Source organism: Pseudomonas citronellolis, assembly GCF_029335315.1.
Lineage (GTDB): Bacteria > Pseudomonadota > Gammaproteobacteria > Pseudomonadales > Pseudomonadaceae > Pseudomonas > Pseudomonas citronellolis_A.
This window is the reverse complement of the sequence record NZ_JARJLT010000059.1, coordinates 1-16,166: the sequence shown is the minus strand read 5'-3', so window position 1 is coordinate 16,166 and position 16,166 is coordinate 1. Positions and strand designations below refer to the sequence as shown.

Annotated in this window: 13 protein-coding genes and 1 pseudogene; 6 read left to right on the top strand and 8 right to left on the bottom strand. The window is 68.1% G+C overall.

The window, feature by feature from the left end; genetic code table 11:
• The 3 genes and pseudogenes from plsB to P3W75_RS04930 all read right to left on the bottom strand — a co-directional run.
• The coding region (gene plsB, locus P3W75_RS04940) for a glycerol-3-phosphate 1-O-acyltransferase PlsB (protein WP_276226246.1) at positions 1 to 2,465 on the bottom strand (2,465 nt) is incomplete at its 3' end.
• Between the two features lie 136 nt (positions 2,466 to 2,601).
• Positions 2,602 to 2,772: pseudogene (locus P3W75_RS31885) on the bottom strand (hypothetical protein); the annotation flags it as partial.
• Between the two features lie 998 nt (positions 2,773 to 3,770).
• Positions 3,771 to 4,037 (bottom strand): hypothetical protein, encoded by a 267-nt coding sequence (locus tag P3W75_RS04930; protein WP_276226244.1) that lies wholly within the window; start codon positions 4,035 to 4,037, stop codon positions 3,771 to 3,773.
• Positions 4,038 to 4,360: 323 nt separating this feature from the next.
• Here P3W75_RS04930 and P3W75_RS04925 point away from each other — a divergent pair, with 323 nt between their 5' ends.
• From P3W75_RS04925 to P3W75_RS04905, 5 genes are all read left to right on the top strand, one after another.
• The gene (locus P3W75_RS04925; protein WP_276226243.1) at positions 4,361 to 5,284 is read left to right on the top strand and encodes an ABC transporter ATP-binding protein; all 924 of its coding nucleotides are present in this window, start codon (positions 4,361 to 4,363) and stop codon (positions 5,282 to 5,284) included.
• On the top strand, positions 5,281 to 6,015 hold the full coding sequence (locus P3W75_RS04920) for an ABC transporter permease subunit (RefSeq protein ID WP_276226242.1): 735 nt from the start codon (positions 5,281 to 5,283) through the stop codon (positions 6,013 to 6,015). Before P3W75_RS04925 ends, P3W75_RS04920 begins: the two co-directional genes overlap by 4 nt.
• 10 nt (positions 6,016 to 6,025) lie before the next feature.
• Positions 6,026 to 7,861, top strand: a complete 1,836-nt coding sequence (locus P3W75_RS04915; protein WP_276226241.1) for a GldG family protein — start codon at positions 6,026 to 6,028, stop codon at positions 7,859 to 7,861.
• 9 nt (positions 7,862 to 7,870) lie between these two features.
• Positions 7,871 to 8,842 (top strand): DUF4340 domain-containing protein, encoded by a 972-nt coding sequence (locus P3W75_RS04910; RefSeq protein ID WP_276226240.1) that lies wholly within the window; start codon positions 7,871 to 7,873, stop codon positions 8,840 to 8,842.
• A gap of 382 nt (positions 8,843 to 9,224) precedes the next feature.
• Entirely contained in the window at positions 9,225 to 9,434 is a 210-nt protein-coding gene (locus P3W75_RS04905) for a cold-shock protein (protein ID WP_003082372.1), read from the top strand.
• A 254-nt stretch (positions 9,435 to 9,688) separates the two neighbouring features.
• Here P3W75_RS04905 and P3W75_RS04900 read toward each other — a convergent pair whose 3' ends face one another.
• From P3W75_RS04900 to P3W75_RS04880, 5 genes are all read right to left on the bottom strand, one after another.
• Entirely contained in the window at positions 9,689 to 10,072 is a 384-nt protein-coding gene (locus P3W75_RS04900) for a hypothetical protein (protein ID WP_276226239.1), read from the bottom strand.
• 10 nt (positions 10,073 to 10,082) lie between these two features.
• On the bottom strand, positions 10,083 to 10,892 hold the full coding sequence (locus P3W75_RS04895; protein WP_276226238.1) for a putative RNA methyltransferase: 810 nt from the start codon (positions 10,890 to 10,892) through the stop codon (positions 10,083 to 10,085).
• 1 nt (position 10,893) lies between these two features.
• Positions 10,894 to 11,067 (bottom strand): hypothetical protein, encoded by a 174-nt coding sequence (locus P3W75_RS04890; RefSeq protein WP_276226237.1) that lies wholly within the window; start codon positions 11,065 to 11,067, stop codon positions 10,894 to 10,896.
• A complete protein-coding gene (gene dapE, locus P3W75_RS04885; RefSeq protein ID WP_276226236.1) occupies positions 11,064 to 12,212 on the bottom strand; it encodes a succinyl-diaminopimelate desuccinylase in 1,149 nt (382 codons plus the stop codon). The genes P3W75_RS04890 and dapE overlap by 4 nt, the downstream gene beginning before the upstream one ends.
• 233 nt (positions 12,213 to 12,445) lie before the next feature.
• Positions 12,446 to 15,055 carry a glycosyltransferase gene (locus P3W75_RS04880; RefSeq protein ID WP_276226235.1) on the bottom strand — a complete coding sequence of 870 codons (2,610 nt, stop codon included), beginning with the start codon at positions 15,053 to 15,055 and terminating at the stop codon, positions 12,446 to 12,448.
• A gap of 212 nt (positions 15,056 to 15,267) precedes the next feature.
• On the opposite strand from P3W75_RS04880, the gene tcdA reads away from it, so the two are divergent.
• The gene (gene tcdA / locus P3W75_RS04875; protein WP_276226234.1) at positions 15,268 to 16,074 is read left to right on the top strand and encodes a tRNA cyclic N6-threonylcarbamoyladenosine(37) synthase TcdA; all 807 of its coding nucleotides are present in this window, start codon (positions 15,268 to 15,270) and stop codon (positions 16,072 to 16,074) included.
• The last annotated feature ends 92 nt before the right edge of the window (positions 16,075 to 16,166 follow it).

Here is a 16,166-nt window from a genome sequence, read left to right as displayed (position 1 = left end):
GCGTTCGGGCGTTCCAGGGCGACCTGGCGGATCGACAGGCGGATCTCCGCTGGCAGCACGCGCTTGGCGGCGCCTTCGACGATCTCGCCGAGCTTCTCGTGGTAGCTCAGCTTGCCGTCCTCGTCCTTGCGCAGCACGCGCTGGTCGAGCAGGGCCTGGATGAAGTTGCGGAACAGGGTCTTGTCGAAGAACTCCGGGGCGTTCAGGCCGTGGAGGATCGACAGGCGCTGGGCCATGACCGTGCACAGGTTCTCCAGCTCCTCGGCGCCCAGCTGGCGCTGGCCGGCGTTGAGCAGCAGGGCGATGGCCATGTAGAAGCGCTGCAGGGTCTGGGTGATGGCACGGGCCAGCAGGGTCAGCAGCACGTATTCGCGCGAGCTGGGCGCCGGGCGCACGTAGGCGTCGCCGTCCTGCTTCAGCAGGCCCTGGCCGACCAGCGCGGCCAGCCACTGGTCGACCACCGCGTCGAGCTGTTCCAGGTCCCAGCGGATGAACAGCTCCTGCTGCAGGAAGGGGTAGAGCGCGCGGGTGTAGTTCAGCAGTTGTTCGCGGCTGATCCGCGCGTTGCTCTGGAAGAAGCTGGCGAGCAGCGCCGGCAGGGCGAACACGTGCAGGACGTTGTTGCGGTAGTAGGTCATCAGGACGGCGTTCTGCTCGTCCAGGTACAGGATGCGGCCCAGGGCGTCCTTCTGCTCGGCCAGCAGGTCCATGCTGCGGACATACTCGATCAGCGCCTGGCCGTCGCCGTCGGGCAGGGTCGCGCTGGGCGAGTAGGGCACCTGGCGCAGCAGCGCCAGGTACAGGTCGAGGACCCGCGCCAGGGCGCGCTCGTCCAGGGCCAGGCGGCTGGTGGAGAGCAGCGCCAGGGCCACCAGGTTGACCGGGTTGATCGCCGCCGCGTCGTTGAGGTGGCGCGCCACGTCGCGGGCCAGTTGGTTGGTGGTTGCCGCGAGCCAGGCCGGGCGGTACTCGGGCGCGAGCTCCTGCTGGCGCCAGCCGGGCTCCTGCTGTTCGAGGAATTTCTCCAGGTGGATCGGCTCGCCGAAGTTCACCCACACCTGGCCGAAGCGCTGGCGCAGGGCGCCGACCACCTTGAACAGGTCGAAGATGGACTCCTTCTTCTTGGTCGCGCCGCGCAGCTCGCCCAGGTAGGTGCGGCCTTCGAGTACGCGTTCGTAGCCGATGTACACCGGGACGAAGACGATCGGCCTGCGCGAGTCGCGCAGGTAGCTGCGCAGGGTGATGGCGAGCATGCCGGTGCGCGGGTGGAGCATGCGCCCGGTGCGCGAGCGTCCGCCCTCGACGAAGTACTCGGTGGAGAAGCCGCGGCTGAACAGGGTGTGCAGGTACTCGTTGAACACCGCGGTGTAGAGCTGGTTGCCCTTGAAGCTGCGGCGCATGAAGAAGGCCCCGCCGCGCCGCAGGATGGAGCCGACCACCGGCATGTTGAGGTTGATGCCGGCGGCGATGTGCGGCGGCGTCAGGCCGTTGCGGAACAGCAGGTAGGACAGCAGCAGGTAGTCGATGTGACTGCGGTGGCAGGGCACGTAGACGATCTCGTGGCCCTGGGCCACGTCCTGCACGCGCTCGATATGGTTGACCCGCACGCCCTCGTAGAGCTTGTTCCAGAACCAGGTGAGGGTGACTTCGAGGAAGCGGATCACCGGGTAGGACACGTCCGCCGCGATCTCGTTGGCGTAGCGCAGGGCGAGGGCCTCGGCCTTCTCCTGGGAGAGGTTCTGCGTGTCGATTTCCTCCTGGATGGCCTGGCGCACCAGCGGCGCGCGCAGCAGGCCTTTGACCAGGGTGCGGCGGTGCGAGAGGTCCGGGCCGATGACCGCGGTCTTCTGGTTGCGGAAGTGCACCCGCAGGATGCGCTGCACCATGCGTTGGGTGCGCTCCTGGCCCTTGCCCTGGGCGACCAGCTCGCGCAGGTGGATGGGCGAGGAGAACTGCACGCGGGTCTTGCGCCCGAGGATGAGGATGCGCGCCAGTTTGCGCAGGCGTCCGGTCACCGCCCAGTTGTCGGCGAACAGCAGTTTCCAGGCGCTCTTCTCGCTGTCCGGCGATTGCCCCCAGAACACGCTGACCGGGACGATCTGTGCGTCGTCCACGCCGTTCTGGCCGATGGCCCCGAGCATGCGCACCAGCGCCGGCGGCGCGCCGCGCTTGTCCTGGCGGCCCAGCCAGTCGGGCTCCGGGGTCAGGTAGAAGAAGGCCGCGGGCTCGATGCTGCTCCCCACCGCCACCGGCATCACCGGGCGCGGCAGGCCGGCCTTGCGGCATTCCGTGTCGACCACCGCCAGGTCGCTCACCGAAGGTTGCTGCAGCACGTAGAGCACGGGCTTGCTGCGGTCGATCTTCAGGCTCAGGGACGACTGGTTGATGGTTTCCGAGCGTACCCAGAGGTAGAGCAGTCGACGGAGGACGCCAAAACCGAAGCGGCGGAACGGGTAACGGGGCATACGGGCTCTGCAGGCAGTTGAGACGGGCCCTGGGCTGCGGGCGAGTCGAGGGGCGCTAGTGTGCCGTAATAGCCGGGCCGGCAAAAGTGTAGCGGGTCGGCGCCCCGGCTGCCGGTGGCCGGGGCGCGGTTGTGGGTCAGTCGTCTTCGCCCAAGGCGGTCATCGAGATCGCGTGCAGGCCGTTGTTGAACTGCACCGTCTCGTTGAAGCTCTTGACGATGGCGCTGAAGCGTTCCTTGGCGCTCACCAGTTGCTTGAACTTGTCGTTGAGTTCCAGGTTGCGCTTCTGCAGGGCGGCGTCGCGCTTCTCGATCTCGGTCAGGCGCTGGCGCAGCTGCTCGGCCAGCTCGTCGGTGCGCTGCTGTTCCTGCTGCAGGGATTCGGCACGCTTGACGCTGGCGCGCTCGCGGGTCTCGATGCTCTCGGCCAGTTGCTGCAGCGCGGCGCTGCGCTCGGCGAGCAGGCGGCTGTTGTTCTCGGCCTGCTGGTCGACGGTGACCCGGTCGCGTTGCAGCTGGTTTTCCTTCAGGCGGAACTGCTCTTCCTTCTCCTGCAGCAGGCGTTCGCGCTCCTGGACCTGCAGCTGGCGGCTTTCCAGGCTGTCGCGGTGCTTGTCGGCTTCCAGTTTCTGCTGCGCCAGGCCGCGGGCCATGCCGGCCAGGTTGTCGAGGGTGGATTGCACGTCGAAGAGCATGTGCTCGGTGTCGGTGCCGGCTTCAGTGGCCTGGGGTTTGTCGTTCTCGGCGGTGTTCTCGGGCTGCATCGTGGCCATGGGCGTGTCTTGTTCGGCGGTGGTGGAGAGGGCGTTCGGCGCCGGGGTTTCGGGCTCGGCCTGGGCAGTTTCGGGCTGCTCGGCCGTGGCGCTGGGTTGTTCTTCGGTGGCGGCTTCGGCGGGCGCCGCAGTCTGGGCAGCGGGGGCCTCGTCGAGCGCGGCCTGGGGTTCCTGCTGCGCGGGCTCGGTGGCCTGCGTGGCGTTTTCCTGGTAGGTCGACGGCGCTTCGCTGGCGGCCGGGGTGGCGCCCGCGCCCAGGCTCGCGGTATGGGTCGAGGCGGCGCTCGGCAGGCTGTAGTCCAGGCCCAGCGCCGCCGGGCCGTGCATACGCGAGGGCAGGCCATGGGTCGGTACGGCCTGGGCCGGCTGCGATTCGAGGATCGGGCCGAAATACTTGCCTTGCTGGCCGTTGATGAGCTTTTCCACCAGGTCCTTGTTGATGCTGGCGGCACGGTGCTCCTGCATGGGGGCGACCGGAAGCGTCACGCCGTCGAGGTCCAGCAGGTGGTAGGCGGGGTTCTTTCTCAATTCGTTCATAAGGTCACGTCCCTAACGATTTGCCGGAATGCCTGGATGGCGGCTTGCCAGTCGAGTTCGGATTCCAGGCCGCCGAGGCTCAGCTGTTCGTCGTGCTTGCGCAGCGCGGCGATGTAGACGCGGGCGTAGCCGTCGCGGGTGTCTTCCGCGATGCTGTAGACGAGGAAGTTCTGGCCGATCCTGGGGATGGCGAAACTGCAAAGTACGGTGGCGTCGAGAGTGGCCCCAGCCGGGGTTTCGACGCGTATGGTGCGTGTGGTCATGTGCAGATGGGCCTTGCTGGAGCGCCGATGGCGCGGATGGATAGCTACTCTAGGGAGCGCTTGGTGGTCCGGGCATTGGATAAGGCTGGATCGAATGAGGGATTTTTCTGATCCGAAATAAGAGGGGGACGATCCGCTTTGCAGCATCCGGCAACCTTTCCTCCGGGCGGTCGTCTTGCATTGGCGGCCAGCGCTTTCTTATAGTCCGGCGGCTTTGGGGGCTGTCTGCATCGTGCTTTCCGGTGCGCGACGGGCCCGTGCGGGACGCCGCCGGACGATTGCAAGGCGCCGGTCGGCGCCCTTACCGCAACGGTGAGAGAGCCATGATCGAGATAAGCAGACTGACGAAGCGTTTCGCGCAGCACACCGTGGTGGACGACCTGTCGTTCACGGTCCAGCCGGGGGAAGTCCTGGGCTTTCTCGGCCCCAACGGCGCCGGCAAGTCCACCACCATGAAGATGCTCACCGGCTTCCTCGCGCCCACCTCGGGCAGCGCGAGCATCCATGGCTACGACATCCAGGCACAGACCCTGCAGGCCCAGCGCCTGATCGGCTACCTGCCCGAGGGCGCGCCCTGCTATGGCGACATGCGCGTGCGCGGCTTCCTCGACTTCGTCGCCGAGGTCCGCGGCTACCGTGGCGCGCAGAAGCGCGAGCGGGTGGCGCGGGTGGTGGAGCTGCTGGAGCTGGAGCGCGTCCGCGAGCAAACCATCGACACCCTCTCCAAGGGCTTCAAACGTCGCGTCGGGGTGGCCCAGGCGATCCTCCACGACCCCAGGGTGCTGATCCTCGACGAGCCCACCGACGGCCTCGACCCGAACCAGAAGCACCAGGTCCGCGAGCTGATTCGCGGCCTCGCCCGCGAGCGCATCGTGATCATCTCCACGCACATCCTCGAAGAAGTCAGCGCGCTGTGCACCCGCGCGGTGGTCATCGCCAACGGCCGCCTGCTGGCCGACGGCACGCCCTTCGAGCTGGAGCGCCGCTCGCGCTACCACCAGGCGGTGACCCTGGTCGCCGACGGCGAGCTGGACCGCGCCGCGCTGGTCGCGCTGCCCGGCGTGGCGGGCCTGGAGGACAACCCGCTGGACGGCAGCCTGACCCTGCTGGCGCGGCCCGGCGAGGTGATCTTCCCGCAGGTCAACGCACTGATCGCCCAGCGCGGCTGGCGCATCCGCGAGCTGGACGTGGAGCGCGGTCGCCTCGACGAAGTGTTCCGCAGCCTGACCCGGGGGGAAGCGGCATGAGGCAGCTCCCGGTGATCTTCAAGCGCGAGCTGGCCAGCTATTTCGCCACGCCGCTGGCCTACGTGTTCATCGTCATCTTCCTGGTGCTGTCCGGGGTCTTCACCTTCTACCTGGGCAATTTCTACGAGCGCAACCAGGCCGACCTGACGGCCTTCTTCAACTTCCACCCGTGGCTCTACCTGTTCCTCATCCCGGCCCTGGCCATGCGCCTGTGGGCGGAGGAGCGCAAGTCCGGCTCCATCGAGCTGCTGATGACCCTGCCGATCACCCGCTTCGAGGCGGTCACCGGCAAGTTCCTCGCCGCCTGGGTGTTCGCCGGCATCGCGCTGCTGCTGACCTTCCCCATGGTGCTCACGGTCAACTACCTGGGCGACCCGGACAACGGCGCCATCCTCGCCGGCTACCTCGGCAGTTGGCTGCTGGCCGGCGCCTACCTGGCCATCGGCTCGTGCATGTCGGCGCTGGCGAAGAACCAGGTGATCGCCTTCATCCTCGCCGTGGTGATGTGCTTCGTGTTCATCGTCAGCGGCTTCCCGCTGGTACTCGACGCCTTCAACGCCTGGGCGCCGCAATGGCTGCTGGACGCGGTGGCGTCGATGAGCTTCCTGACCCGCTTCGACGCGATCAGCAAGGGCGTCATCGACCTGCGCGACCTGCTGTTCTTCGCCAGCCTGATCGTCGCCTGGCTCGCCGCCACGGCGGTGGTGGTCGACCTGAAGAAAGCCGATTGAGGACGCCCGCATGAAGAAAGTGATGTATTCCGGTGCCGGGCTGCTGGTCATCGGCCTGCTGTTCCTGGCCTTCAACCTGGTTTCCGGGCTGGCCTTCACCGGCGCGCGCCTGGACCTGACGCAGCAGAAGCTCTACACCATCTCCGACGGCACGAAGAAGGTGCTCGGCTCCATCGGCGAGCCGATCAACCTGTACTTCTTCTTCTCCGACAAGGGCAGCAAGGACCTGGTCCCGCTGCGCAACTACGCCAAGCGCGTTGAGGAACTGCTCAAGGCCTACGAGCGCGCCGCCGACGGCAAGATCCGCCTGCACATCATCGACCCGCAGCCATTTTCCGAGGAGGAAGATCGCGCCGCCGAGTTCGGCCTGCAGGCGGTGCCGCTGAGCCAGGGCGGCGACACCCTGTACTTCGGCCTGGCCGGCAGCAACGCGCTGGACGACACCCAGGCGATCCCGTTCTTCCAGCCCGACCACGAGGAACTGCTGGAGTACGACATCAGCCGCCTGGTCAACGCCCTGGCGCACCCCAAGCGGCCGGTGGTCGGCGTACTCAGCACGCTGCCGATGAACGGCGGCTTCGATATGCAGACCCAGCAGCCCGGCTCGCCCTGGATGCTGCTCGAAGAGGTGCGCCAGCAGTTCGACCTGAAGAGCCTGAAGGTGGATGTCGACACCATCCCGGCGGACGTCAGCGTGCTGCTGCTGGTGCATCCCAAACACCTGCCGCAGCCGACGCTGTACGCCATCGACCAGTTCGTCCTGCGCGGCGGCAAGCTGCTGGTCTTCGTCGACCCCTTCAGCGAGGCCGACAAGGCTTCGCCGATGGCCGCGCTGGACGGACCGGGCGACCAGGCCTCGGACCTCGAACCGTTGTTCAGGGCCTGGGGAGTGCGGCTGCTGTCGGGCAAGGTGGTCGGTGACGGCAGCTACGCCATGTCCGTGAGCCTGGGCCAGGGCCAGCCGCCGGCGCACCATCCGGCCTGGCTCAACCTCGACGCGCGGGCGCTGGACGCCAGCGACGTGGCCACCGCCGGGCTGGAGAACCTGACCCTGGCCACCGCCGGCATCCTCGAACCGCTGGCGGACGCGAAGACCCGCTTCACTCCGCTGATCCGCAGCTCGAACCTGGCGATGCCCTTCGACGCGCAGCGCTTCGCCACCCTGCGCGATCCCGGCGAACTGATGGCCCAGCTCAAGCCCACTGGCCAGCGCTACGTCCTGGCGGCGCGCATCCAGGGTCCGGCGCGCAGCGCCTTCCCCGACGGCATCGAAGGCCACAAGGACGGCCTCAAGGGCGCCGACAGCATCAACGTCATCGCGGTGGCCGACACCGACCTGCTCACCGACCGCATGTGGGTGCAGGTGCAGGAGTTCTACGGCCAGCGCGTGCCGCAACCCTGGGCCGACAACGCCAGTTTCGTGATCAACGCGCTGGACAACCTGGCCGGCTCCGATGCGCTGATCAGCGTGCGCTCGCGCGGGCGCTTCAGCCGCCCGTTCACGGTGGTGGACGACCTGCAGCGCCAGGCCGAGACGCGCTTCCGCGAGAAAGCCGACGCGCTCAAGCAGCGCCTGGCCGACACCGAGCAGAAACTCGCCGCGCTGCAGAACCAGGATCCGTCCAAGGTGCTGGAACTGACGCCCGAGCAGCAGGGCGCGGTGCAGCAGTTCATCCAGGAGCGGGTGCGCATCCGCAAGGAGCTGCGCGACGTGCAGTTCCAGCTCAACGAGGATATCGACGCCCTCGGCCGCACCCTGAAGATCATCAACATAGTCGCGGTGCCGCTGCTGCTGACCCTGGGCGTGCTCGCCCTGTGGCTGTGGCGCCGCCGGCGCCAGCTCTGAGGGGCGACCATGCAACGCAAGAGCTTGATCCTGCTGGCGCTTGTGGCCCTCGCCCTCGGCGGCCTCTACGCGCTGTTGCAGCGCCAGCCGGAGCCCGTGGCGCCGCAGGACACCCGCTACTTCCCCGGCCTGGACGCGCAGCAGGTGAGCGCGGTGACGGTGCGCCGCCCGGGCCAGCCGGAAATCCGCGTGGCGCGCCAGGGGGCGCGCTGGGTGATGCCGGCGAAGGCCGGCTACCCGGCGGCCGGGCGCCTGGTCGGCGACCTCCTGCATGAGCTGGCGCAGGCGCGCAAGGTCGAGGCCAAGACCCGCGAGCCAGGTAACCTCGCCACTCTCGGTGTGGCCGAGCAGGGCGAGGGCAGTGGCGTGCGCCTGGTCCTCGAACGTAGCGGCGGCGCGCCGCTGGAGCTGCTGGTGGGCAAGGCCGCGCCGCAGGGCGGGCGCCTGGTGCGCCAGCCCGGCGACCCGCAGGTCTGGCTGATCGACCAGGACCTGCGGCTGCCGCCGGACGAGCTGGACTGGCTGGACCGGCGGATCACCAGCATCCCCTTCGAAACCATCGCCGAGCTGTCGGTCAGCTACCCCGGCGGCGAGACGCTGACGGTGTTCCGCGAGCGGGCGGGCGAGCCCAACCTGCAGGTGCGCCAGTTGCCCAAGGGCGCGAAGCTGGCCTACGAGGCCATCGCCAACGGCATGGCCACGCCTTTCGCCCAACTGACCTTCGGCGACGCGGCGCCGCTGGACCAGGTGCAATTCCAGGGCCCGGCCAGGCTGCGGCTGAGCCTGAAGACCCTGGACGGCGGCCAGCTCGACGCGCACGTGCAGGAGCAGGGCGGGCAGAACTGGCTACTCCTCGACCGCGCCCAGGGCTTCGCCGACGGGCAGGTCCAGGCCCGTTCCGGCTGGGCCTATCGCCTGGACGCCGGCCAGTTCCAGGCGCTGGCCAGGCACCTGGCCGAACTCACCGCGAAGCGGCCGTAGGGCCGCCGCCCGGGAACCCTCCATGGTCGCGAGGCGTGCTGGCGAGGTGTCGAAATGTGGGCGAACGCACACTTTTCAGCGGCTGCTTTACCCGTTCCTTACAGGCTTCCTGCGCACCAAAATGGCCCTGGAAGCCCCGTAAAATGGCACTTTGGCCGGATTGGTCATGGCCTGCGCGGCGATGCGAAAAAGTGCTTTTCACCTGTAACTTTTGATTTATATACTCGGGAGCGCGGTCGTCATCGGGGCGTTATTCGAATTGCCTTTCCAGCGGCTCAGGCTCTGGACGGACAACGCGAACAGCGCTTCGCCTGTCGAACCGTTGCAGTCCTCATTCCCGGGGGCCACCCAAAAATAAAATCGAAAGTTGGAGAGTGTGGTAATGGCTGATCGTGAGGTCGGAACCGTCAAGTGGTTCAATGACGCCAAGGGTTATGGATTCATTCAACGCGACAGCGGTCCGGACGTTTTCGTCCACTACCGCGCCATTCGTGGCGAAGGTCACCGCTCCCTGGTCGAAGGCCAGAAAGTGGAGTTCTCGGTGATCCAGGGTCAGAAAGGCCTGCAGGCGGAAGACGTCTCCAAGGTCTGAGAACCCGTTTACGATCTGCTGCGCGTCGGCATAACTGCGTTGAAAACAGGCGAGTAATGCTCATTTAGCTAGCTAAACTGCGCTTCCTCTCCTGTTATCGCCTTGTTCTGCTCTAGCTCGCGAGATCGTAAACAGGGTCTGAGCCCCCGAAGACAAAGGCCCGTCGCGAGACGGGCCTTTGTTTTCCAGCCGGCGCCTGGCGCCCGGCTCTTCAGCAACGACGCCGCGCATCGCGCCAGCGTCGTTTTCGTGCTTCAGCCGGTTCGCCAGGTGATCTCGGCGACGCCCTCGGCGGTCACCTTCATCCAGCGGTCCGCGTCTTCCTCGCCCTGTTCCTCGCTCCAGCCGCCCGGTGCGCAGCGCACTTCCACGCCCAGCGCGGCGTTGGCCGCCCTGGCACAGGCCAGGTCGTCGTCCCAGGGGGTGGCGTCGCTGTCGATGAACAGGCTGTGCCATTTGCCCACCGCCTGTGGCAGCCAGGTCAGCGGGATCGCCCCGCGTGTGCCCTGGGCCTGGCACTTGAAGGTCTCGCCCTGACGCCGCCATTCGCTGCACGGCCCCAGCGCCTCGGCCAGCCAGGCGCCGACGGCGGCCTGGTCGGCGTCCTTCAGGTAGATCTCGATATCCGGTTGGCGCATGGCGTCCTCGTCAGGGGGTTTGGCGTTCCAGCCAATCGTAGCGTACCGCGACCGTCACCTCGAAGGGCTCGGCGAGGATGCGCTCGCGGCGCTGCGGGTTGACCCGCCAGCCGTGCGGGGTCATCGCCAGCAGGGTCTCGCGGGCCTCGCGGGTGTCCAGGGCCAGGCGGTAGCTGAGGGTTTCCGTGTGGGCCAGGCGCAGTTCGCCCGGCAGGTCGGCCAGGTGCTTGTCGTCGACGTACTCGCGCACTTCGTCGTACAGGCGCTGGCGCAGTTCCAGCAGGTGGTCGCGGGCCGGGCCCAGGCGCAGCACGCCGCCGCCGACGGGCAGCAGGCGCGCGGCTTCGTTCCAGTCGATGGGGCTGAAGACGCTGGCGAGCAACTGGCAGCTGGCGTCGGCCAGCGGCACGCGGGCCATGCTGGCGACCATCCAGGTCAGTTGCGGGGCGCGGCGGCAGGCGGCCTTCACCGCCTCGCGGGAGATGTCCAGGGCGTAGCCGTCGGCGTTCGCCAGGGCTTCGGCGAGCTGGGCGGTGTAGTAGCCCTCGCCGCAGCCAATGTCGAGCCAGCGCGCCGGCGCGCGCTCGGCGGCCAGTTCGGCCAGGCGCCTGGCCAGCGGGGCGTAGTGACCAGCGCCGAGGAACTGCCGGCGGGCCTCGACCATGGCGGCGTTGTCGCCCGGGTCGCGGCTCTTCTTGTGCTGCACCGGCAGCAGGTTCAGATAGCCCTGGCGGGCGCGGTCGAAGCTGTGGCCGGCGGCGCATTTCACGCCGTTGTCGTGGCGCTCCAGCGGCGCCTGGCAGATCGGGCAGATGAGCATCTCAGTCCTTGCGCTCCGGGCGCAGCGGGCTCAGCACGTTGAGCTGCGGCAGGCTGCGCCGGCGCTGCTGCAACTGGTAGCTGCGCAGGGCGTAGCGGCGCTCGGGGGCCGGCGCCGGCGGTGGGATATCCGGTTGGGTGGCGGCCAGGCAGAAACCTTTCTTCATGTCGCTCATGCCAGCAGTCGCACCAGGGTCTGGAAGTAGATTTCGGCGAGCAGGTCGAGGTCGCTGGCCAGCACCCGCTCGTCGACCTGGTGGATGGTGGCGTTGACCGGGCCCAGCTCGACCACCTGGGTGCCCAGGGTGGCGATGAAGCGCCCGTCGGAGGTGCCGCCGGAGGTCGAGGGGGTGGTCTGGCGGCCGGTCACCGCCTGGATGCTGGCGGCCACGGCGTCGAGCAGCTCGCCCGGCTGGGTGAGGAACGGCAGCCCGGACAGCGCCCAGTCGACGTGCCAGTCCAGGCCGTGCTTGTCGAGGATGGCGGCGACGCGCTGCTGCAGGCCTTCCACGGTGGATTCGGTGGAGAAGCGGAAGTTGAACACCACCTTCAGCTCGCCCGGAATCACGTTGGTGGCGCCGGTGCCGCCGTTGATGTTGGAAATCTGGAAACTGGTCGGCGGGAAGTAGGCGTTGCCGTCGTCCCAGTGCTCGGCGGCCAGTTCGGCCAGGGCCGCGGCGGCCAGGTGGATGGGGTTCTTCGCCAGGTGCGGGTAGGCCACGTGGCCCTGCTTGCCGCGCACCGTCAGGGTGGCGCCGAGGGAGCCGCGGCGGCCGTTCTTGACCACGTCACCGACCAGCGTGGTGCTCGACGGCTCGCCGACGATGCACCAGTCCAGGCGTTCGTTGCGCTCGCGCAGGCGTTCGACCACCGCCTTGGTGCCGTGGTGGGCCGGGCCTTCCTCGTCGCTGGTGATCAGGTAGGCGATGCTGCCGCGGTGCTCCGGGTGCTCGGCGACGAAGCGCTCGGTGGCGACGATCATCGCCGCCAGGCTGCCCTTCATGTCCGCCGCGCCGCGGCCGCAGAGCATGCCGTCGGCGTCGATCAGGGCGTCGAACGGCTGGTGCTGCCAGGCCTGCTCGGGGCCGGTGGGAACCACGTCGGTGTGCCCGGCGAAGCACAGCACCGGGCCTGCGCCGCCGTCACGGCCGGCGCGGCGGGCCCAGAAGTTGTCCACGTCCTCGATGCGCATCGGCTCCAGGTCGAAGCCGCAGGCGGCCAGGCGCTGCATCATCAGCTGCTGGCAGTCGGCATCGACGGGGGTGACGGAGGGCCGGCGGATCAGATCGCAGGCGAGGGCCAGGGTCGGCGACAGGGACATGGGCAAGGCATCCAGGGTGCAACGGAAAAGTCGCACATCTTAAAGCAAAAGCGCGGGGCCGGCGCGTCGTCTGGTCGCAGCGGCATCCACAGCTGGACGTGGGGGATGGCATGCCCTCGTGCCATCGCGGACGGAGTCCGCTCCTACGACGCAGCCGCCCCGAGCCCACCTGTAGGAGCGGGCCCTGCCCGCGATTTCGCGCGCAGGGTGCGCTCCTACGAGGAGAGCCCGGTTCAGCCCACCTGCTCGGAACCGCTCAGCACCTCTTCCTCGCGCGGCCTGGGCAGCGAGGAGAGCAGGGCCATGATCAGCGCGGCCAGGTACGGCAGCGACTGCACCAGCAGCATCACCACCCAGATCATCAGGTCCGGGCTGGGCACGCCCTGCACCAGCACGATGCCGGCCGCCGCGCCCCACAGCAGGAGCATCACGAACAGCTCCTCGCGGGCCTCCGCCAGGGCCACCAGCAGGCCGTGGCTGGAACGCATCTTCGGCGTGCGGAAGAACGGGATGGAGCGGGTGACGAAGCCGTACAGCACCGCCTTGGCGATGGTGTGCGACAGCGACAGCCCGGCCAGCGCGGCGAACAGCGCGTCGCGCAGGTTCACGCCCACGGTGCGGCGGTAGAGGAAGAGGATCTTGCCGACCTTGAAGGCGAACAGCGTCAGCGGCAGGATCGCGAAGATCAGCAGCGGCGGGTCGACGCGCTTGGGCACGATGATCATCGCCGCCGACCAGAGCAGCGCGCCGACGGTGAAGAAGATGTTCATGCCGTCGGCGATCCACGGCAGCCAGCCGGCGACGAAGTGGTAGCGCTGGCCGCCGGTCAGCTTGCTGCCGTCCGGGCCGCGCCCGCGCAGCAGGGCGTCGGTGTGGCGCTTCATGATCTGGATCGCGCCGTAGGCCCAGCGGAAGCGCTGCTTCTTGAAGTCGATGAAGGTGTCGGGCATCAGGCCCTTGCCGTAGCTGCGCTCGAAGTAGGCCGCCGAGAGGCCGCGCTCGAACACCCGCAGGCCCAGCTCGGCGTCCTCGGTGATGCACCATTCGGCCCACTTCAGCTCATCCAGCACCTGACGCCGGACCATGGTCATGGTGCCGTGCTCGATGATCGCGTCGCGGTCGTTGCGGGTCACCATGCCGATGTGGAAGAAGCCCTTGTACTCGGCGTAGCAGAGGCGCTTGAAGGTGCTCTCGTGCTGGTCGCGGTAGTCCTGCGGCGACTGCACCACGGCGATCTGCGGGTCGGCGAAGTGCGGCACCATGTGCTTGAGCCAGTCCGGCTCGACGCAGTAGTCCGAGTCGATCACCGCGATCACTTCGGCGTCGGGGGCGACGAACTGCAGCGCGTAGTTCAGCGCGCCGCCCTTGAAGCCCGCCAGCGGCGCGACGTGGAAGAAGCGGAAGCGCGGGCCGAGCAGCTCGCAATGGGCCTGCACCGGCTCCCACACGGCCGGGTCCTTGGTGTTGTTGTCGATCACCAGGACTTCGAAGTCCGGGTAGTCGAGCTTGGCCAGGGCGTTGAGGGTTTCCTTGAGCATCTCCGGCGGCTCGTTGTAGCAGGGCACGTGCACGGAGACCTTGGGCCGGTAGGCGTCGGCGGCGGTGATCGGCAGGAACAGGCGGCGCCGCTTGCGCGTCCACACCGCCTCGGCCAGCTCGTGGGCCTCGGTGAACAGCACTATCACCACGCCCAGCGCGCCAATGCCCAGCAGCGCGCCGACGGTGATGCTGAACCAGGTGCTGTACTGCTGGGTGTAGTCGTAGCCGATCCACACCAGGATCGAGGCGCAGACGAACGAGACCACCGCGAGGAAGGTCCGCCCGCGCTGGCGCAGCGAACTGCCGTCGATCAGCAGCAGGGTGAAGGTGAGCAGCGCCAGGACCACCGAGGCGATGGCCAGCACGCGCCACGCCGGGATCGCCACCACCGGGCCCTGGAAGTTGAACTTCGCCTGGCGCGCGGCGTTGAACACGCCCCAGTAGGCGCCCACCGAGCCTTCGTCGGTGTATTTCCACGGCTGGTCGAAGGCTTCCACGACGAAATAGTTGTAGCCCTTCTTGTTCAGCGCGTTGGTCAGTTCGCGCAGGTAGATGGCCTGGTCCGCCTGGGTGGCGGTGGCGCCGCCGCGCATGCGGCCGTTGCTCGGCCAGCCGACTTCGGCCAGCAGCAGCGGTTTCTTCGGGAATTTCAGGCGCAGGTCGCGGGCGCGGTCGAGGACGAACTGCACCGAGTCCTGCATCGGCACGAACTCCCAGTAGGGCAGGACGTGGGCGGCGATCAGGTCGACGTGCTTGGCCAGCTCCGGGTATTTCTCATAGATGTGCCACTGCTCGGCGGTGGTCACCGGTACCTTGACCGCCGCACGGACGCGGTCGAGGTAGCCGATCAGCTGGTCCTTGGTGACCTCGCGGCGGAACAGTGCCTCGTTGCCGACGATCACCCGCACCACGCTGCGCGAGCGGTTGGCGATCTCGATGCCACGGGCGATCTCCGCCTCGTTCTCGGCCTCGTCGGCGCTGATCCAGATGCCCAGGCTGACGCGCATCCCGTATTCCTCGGCGAGGAAGGGGATGTCCGAGAGGCTGCCCTTGGTCGAATAGGTGCGGATGTTCTCGGTCATCCGCGAGACCAGCTCCAGGTCCGAGCGGATTTCCTCGTCGCTGGGGAAGCGGCCGCTCTGCGGGCTCTGGTCGAGGCGGAAGGGCGAGAAGGAGAAGCCGGAAATGCTTTCCGGCCAGTCCGGCGCGCTCACCGGGCGGTTGTACAGGGCCCAGACCCCGGTGAGCAGGGCGGCCAGGGCGACCAGGACCACCAGGTTGAGGCCGAATTTGCGTGATGGCATGGAGCGATCGGGTTCCTGTCGGTGTGTCGGGGCCGGAACGGGTCGGCGCGCATCCTACCCCGCACCCCCCCGGGTGTATAGCTCCCGTCCGGCGCCGGGGCGGGCCTAGACTGTGCGAAAGACCCGGCGGCGGTGTTGCCGGGCGTCAATTGCGGCGGCCGGGGCGGCGGCGTTCCTATAGAATGCCGGGCGTTTTTTGCGGAGACACTGTGATGGTAGTGGACGATCAGCGTTTCGGCGGCATCGCCCGCCTGTACGGCAGCCAGGGCCTGGAGCGCCTGGCCGCGGCCCACGTGGCGGTGGTCGGCATCGGCGGCGTCGGTTCCTGGGCGGCCGAGGCGCTGGCGCGCAGCGGCGTCGGCGAAATCTCGCTGTTCGACCTCGATGACGTCTGCGTGACCAACACCAACCGCCAGGTCCACGCGCTGGACGGTGCCGTGGGCAAGCCCAAGGTCGAGGTCATGGCCGCGCGTATCCACGCCATCAATCCGGCGTGCAGGGTCCACGCGGTGGCCGACTTCGTCACCCGCGAGACCATGGCCGAGTACATCACCACGGACCTGGACTTCGTCATCGACTGCATCGACAGCGTGCCGGCCAAGGCCGCGCTGATCGCCTGGTGCAAGCGCCGCAAGATCCAGGTGGTCACCACCGGCGGCGCCGGCGGCCAGGTCGACCCGACGCAGATCCAGGTGGCCGACCTGAACAAGACCTTCAACGACCCGCTGGCGGCCAAGGTCCGCTCGTTGCTGCGCCGCGACTACAACTTCTCGCGCACGCCGGGACGCACCTACAGTGTGCCCTGCGTGTTCTCCACCGAGCAGCTGCGCTATCCCAAGCCGGACGGCAGCGTCTGCCAGGCCAAGGGTTTCGTCGGCGAGGGGGTGAAGCTGGACTGCGCCGGTGGTTTCGGGGCGGTGATGATGGTCACCGCCAGCTTCGGCATGGCCGCGGCGGCCCGGGCTGTGGATAAGTTGGTGGCCGGCGCGCGTCGCCCCTCCGAGCGAGCCTCGGCGTAGGGCGTATAACCGTTCGCGGTTATCCGCCGATACACCTTCCTTGCCGGCAACGCCGTGGCCAAGGCCAGACGGCGTATAACCCGGAGGGTTAT

Coding starts and splice junctions, on each gene's coding strand:
- P3W75_RS04930 (WP_276226244.1), bottom strand. CDS start 4,037: ATGACCACACGCACCATACGCGTCGAAACCCCGGCTGGGGCCACTCTC.
- P3W75_RS04925 (WP_276226243.1), top strand. CDS start 4,361: ATGATCGAGATAAGCAGACTGACGAAGCGTTTCGCGCAGCACACCGTG.
- P3W75_RS04920 (WP_276226242.1), top strand. CDS start 5,281: ATGAGGCAGCTCCCGGTGATCTTCAAGCGCGAGCTGGCCAGCTATTTC.
- P3W75_RS04915 (WP_276226241.1), top strand. CDS start 6,026: ATGAAGAAAGTGATGTATTCCGGTGCCGGGCTGCTGGTCATCGGCCTG.
- P3W75_RS04910 (WP_276226240.1), top strand. CDS start 7,871: ATGCAACGCAAGAGCTTGATCCTGCTGGCGCTTGTGGCCCTCGCCCTC.
- P3W75_RS04905 (WP_003082372.1), top strand. CDS start 9,225: ATGGCTGATCGTGAGGTCGGAACCGTCAAGTGGTTCAATGACGCCAAG.
- P3W75_RS04900 (WP_276226239.1), bottom strand. CDS start 10,072: ATGCGCCAACCGGATATCGAGATCTACCTGAAGGACGCCGACCAGGCC.
- P3W75_RS04895 (WP_276226238.1), bottom strand. CDS start 10,892: ATGCTCATCTGCCCGATCTGCCAGGCGCCGCTGGAGCGCCACGACAAC.
- P3W75_RS04890 (WP_276226237.1), bottom strand. CDS start 11,067: ATGAGCGACATGAAGAAAGGTTTCTGCCTGGCCGCCACCCAACCGGAT.
- dapE (WP_276226236.1), bottom strand. CDS start 12,212: ATGTCCCTGTCGCCGACCCTGGCCCTCGCCTGCGATCTGATCCGCCGG.
- P3W75_RS04880 (WP_276226235.1), bottom strand. CDS start 15,055: ATGCCATCACGCAAATTCGGCCTCAACCTGGTGGTCCTGGTCGCCCTG.
- tcdA (WP_276226234.1), top strand. CDS start 15,268: ATGGTAGTGGACGATCAGCGTTTCGGCGGCATCGCCCGCCTGTACGGC.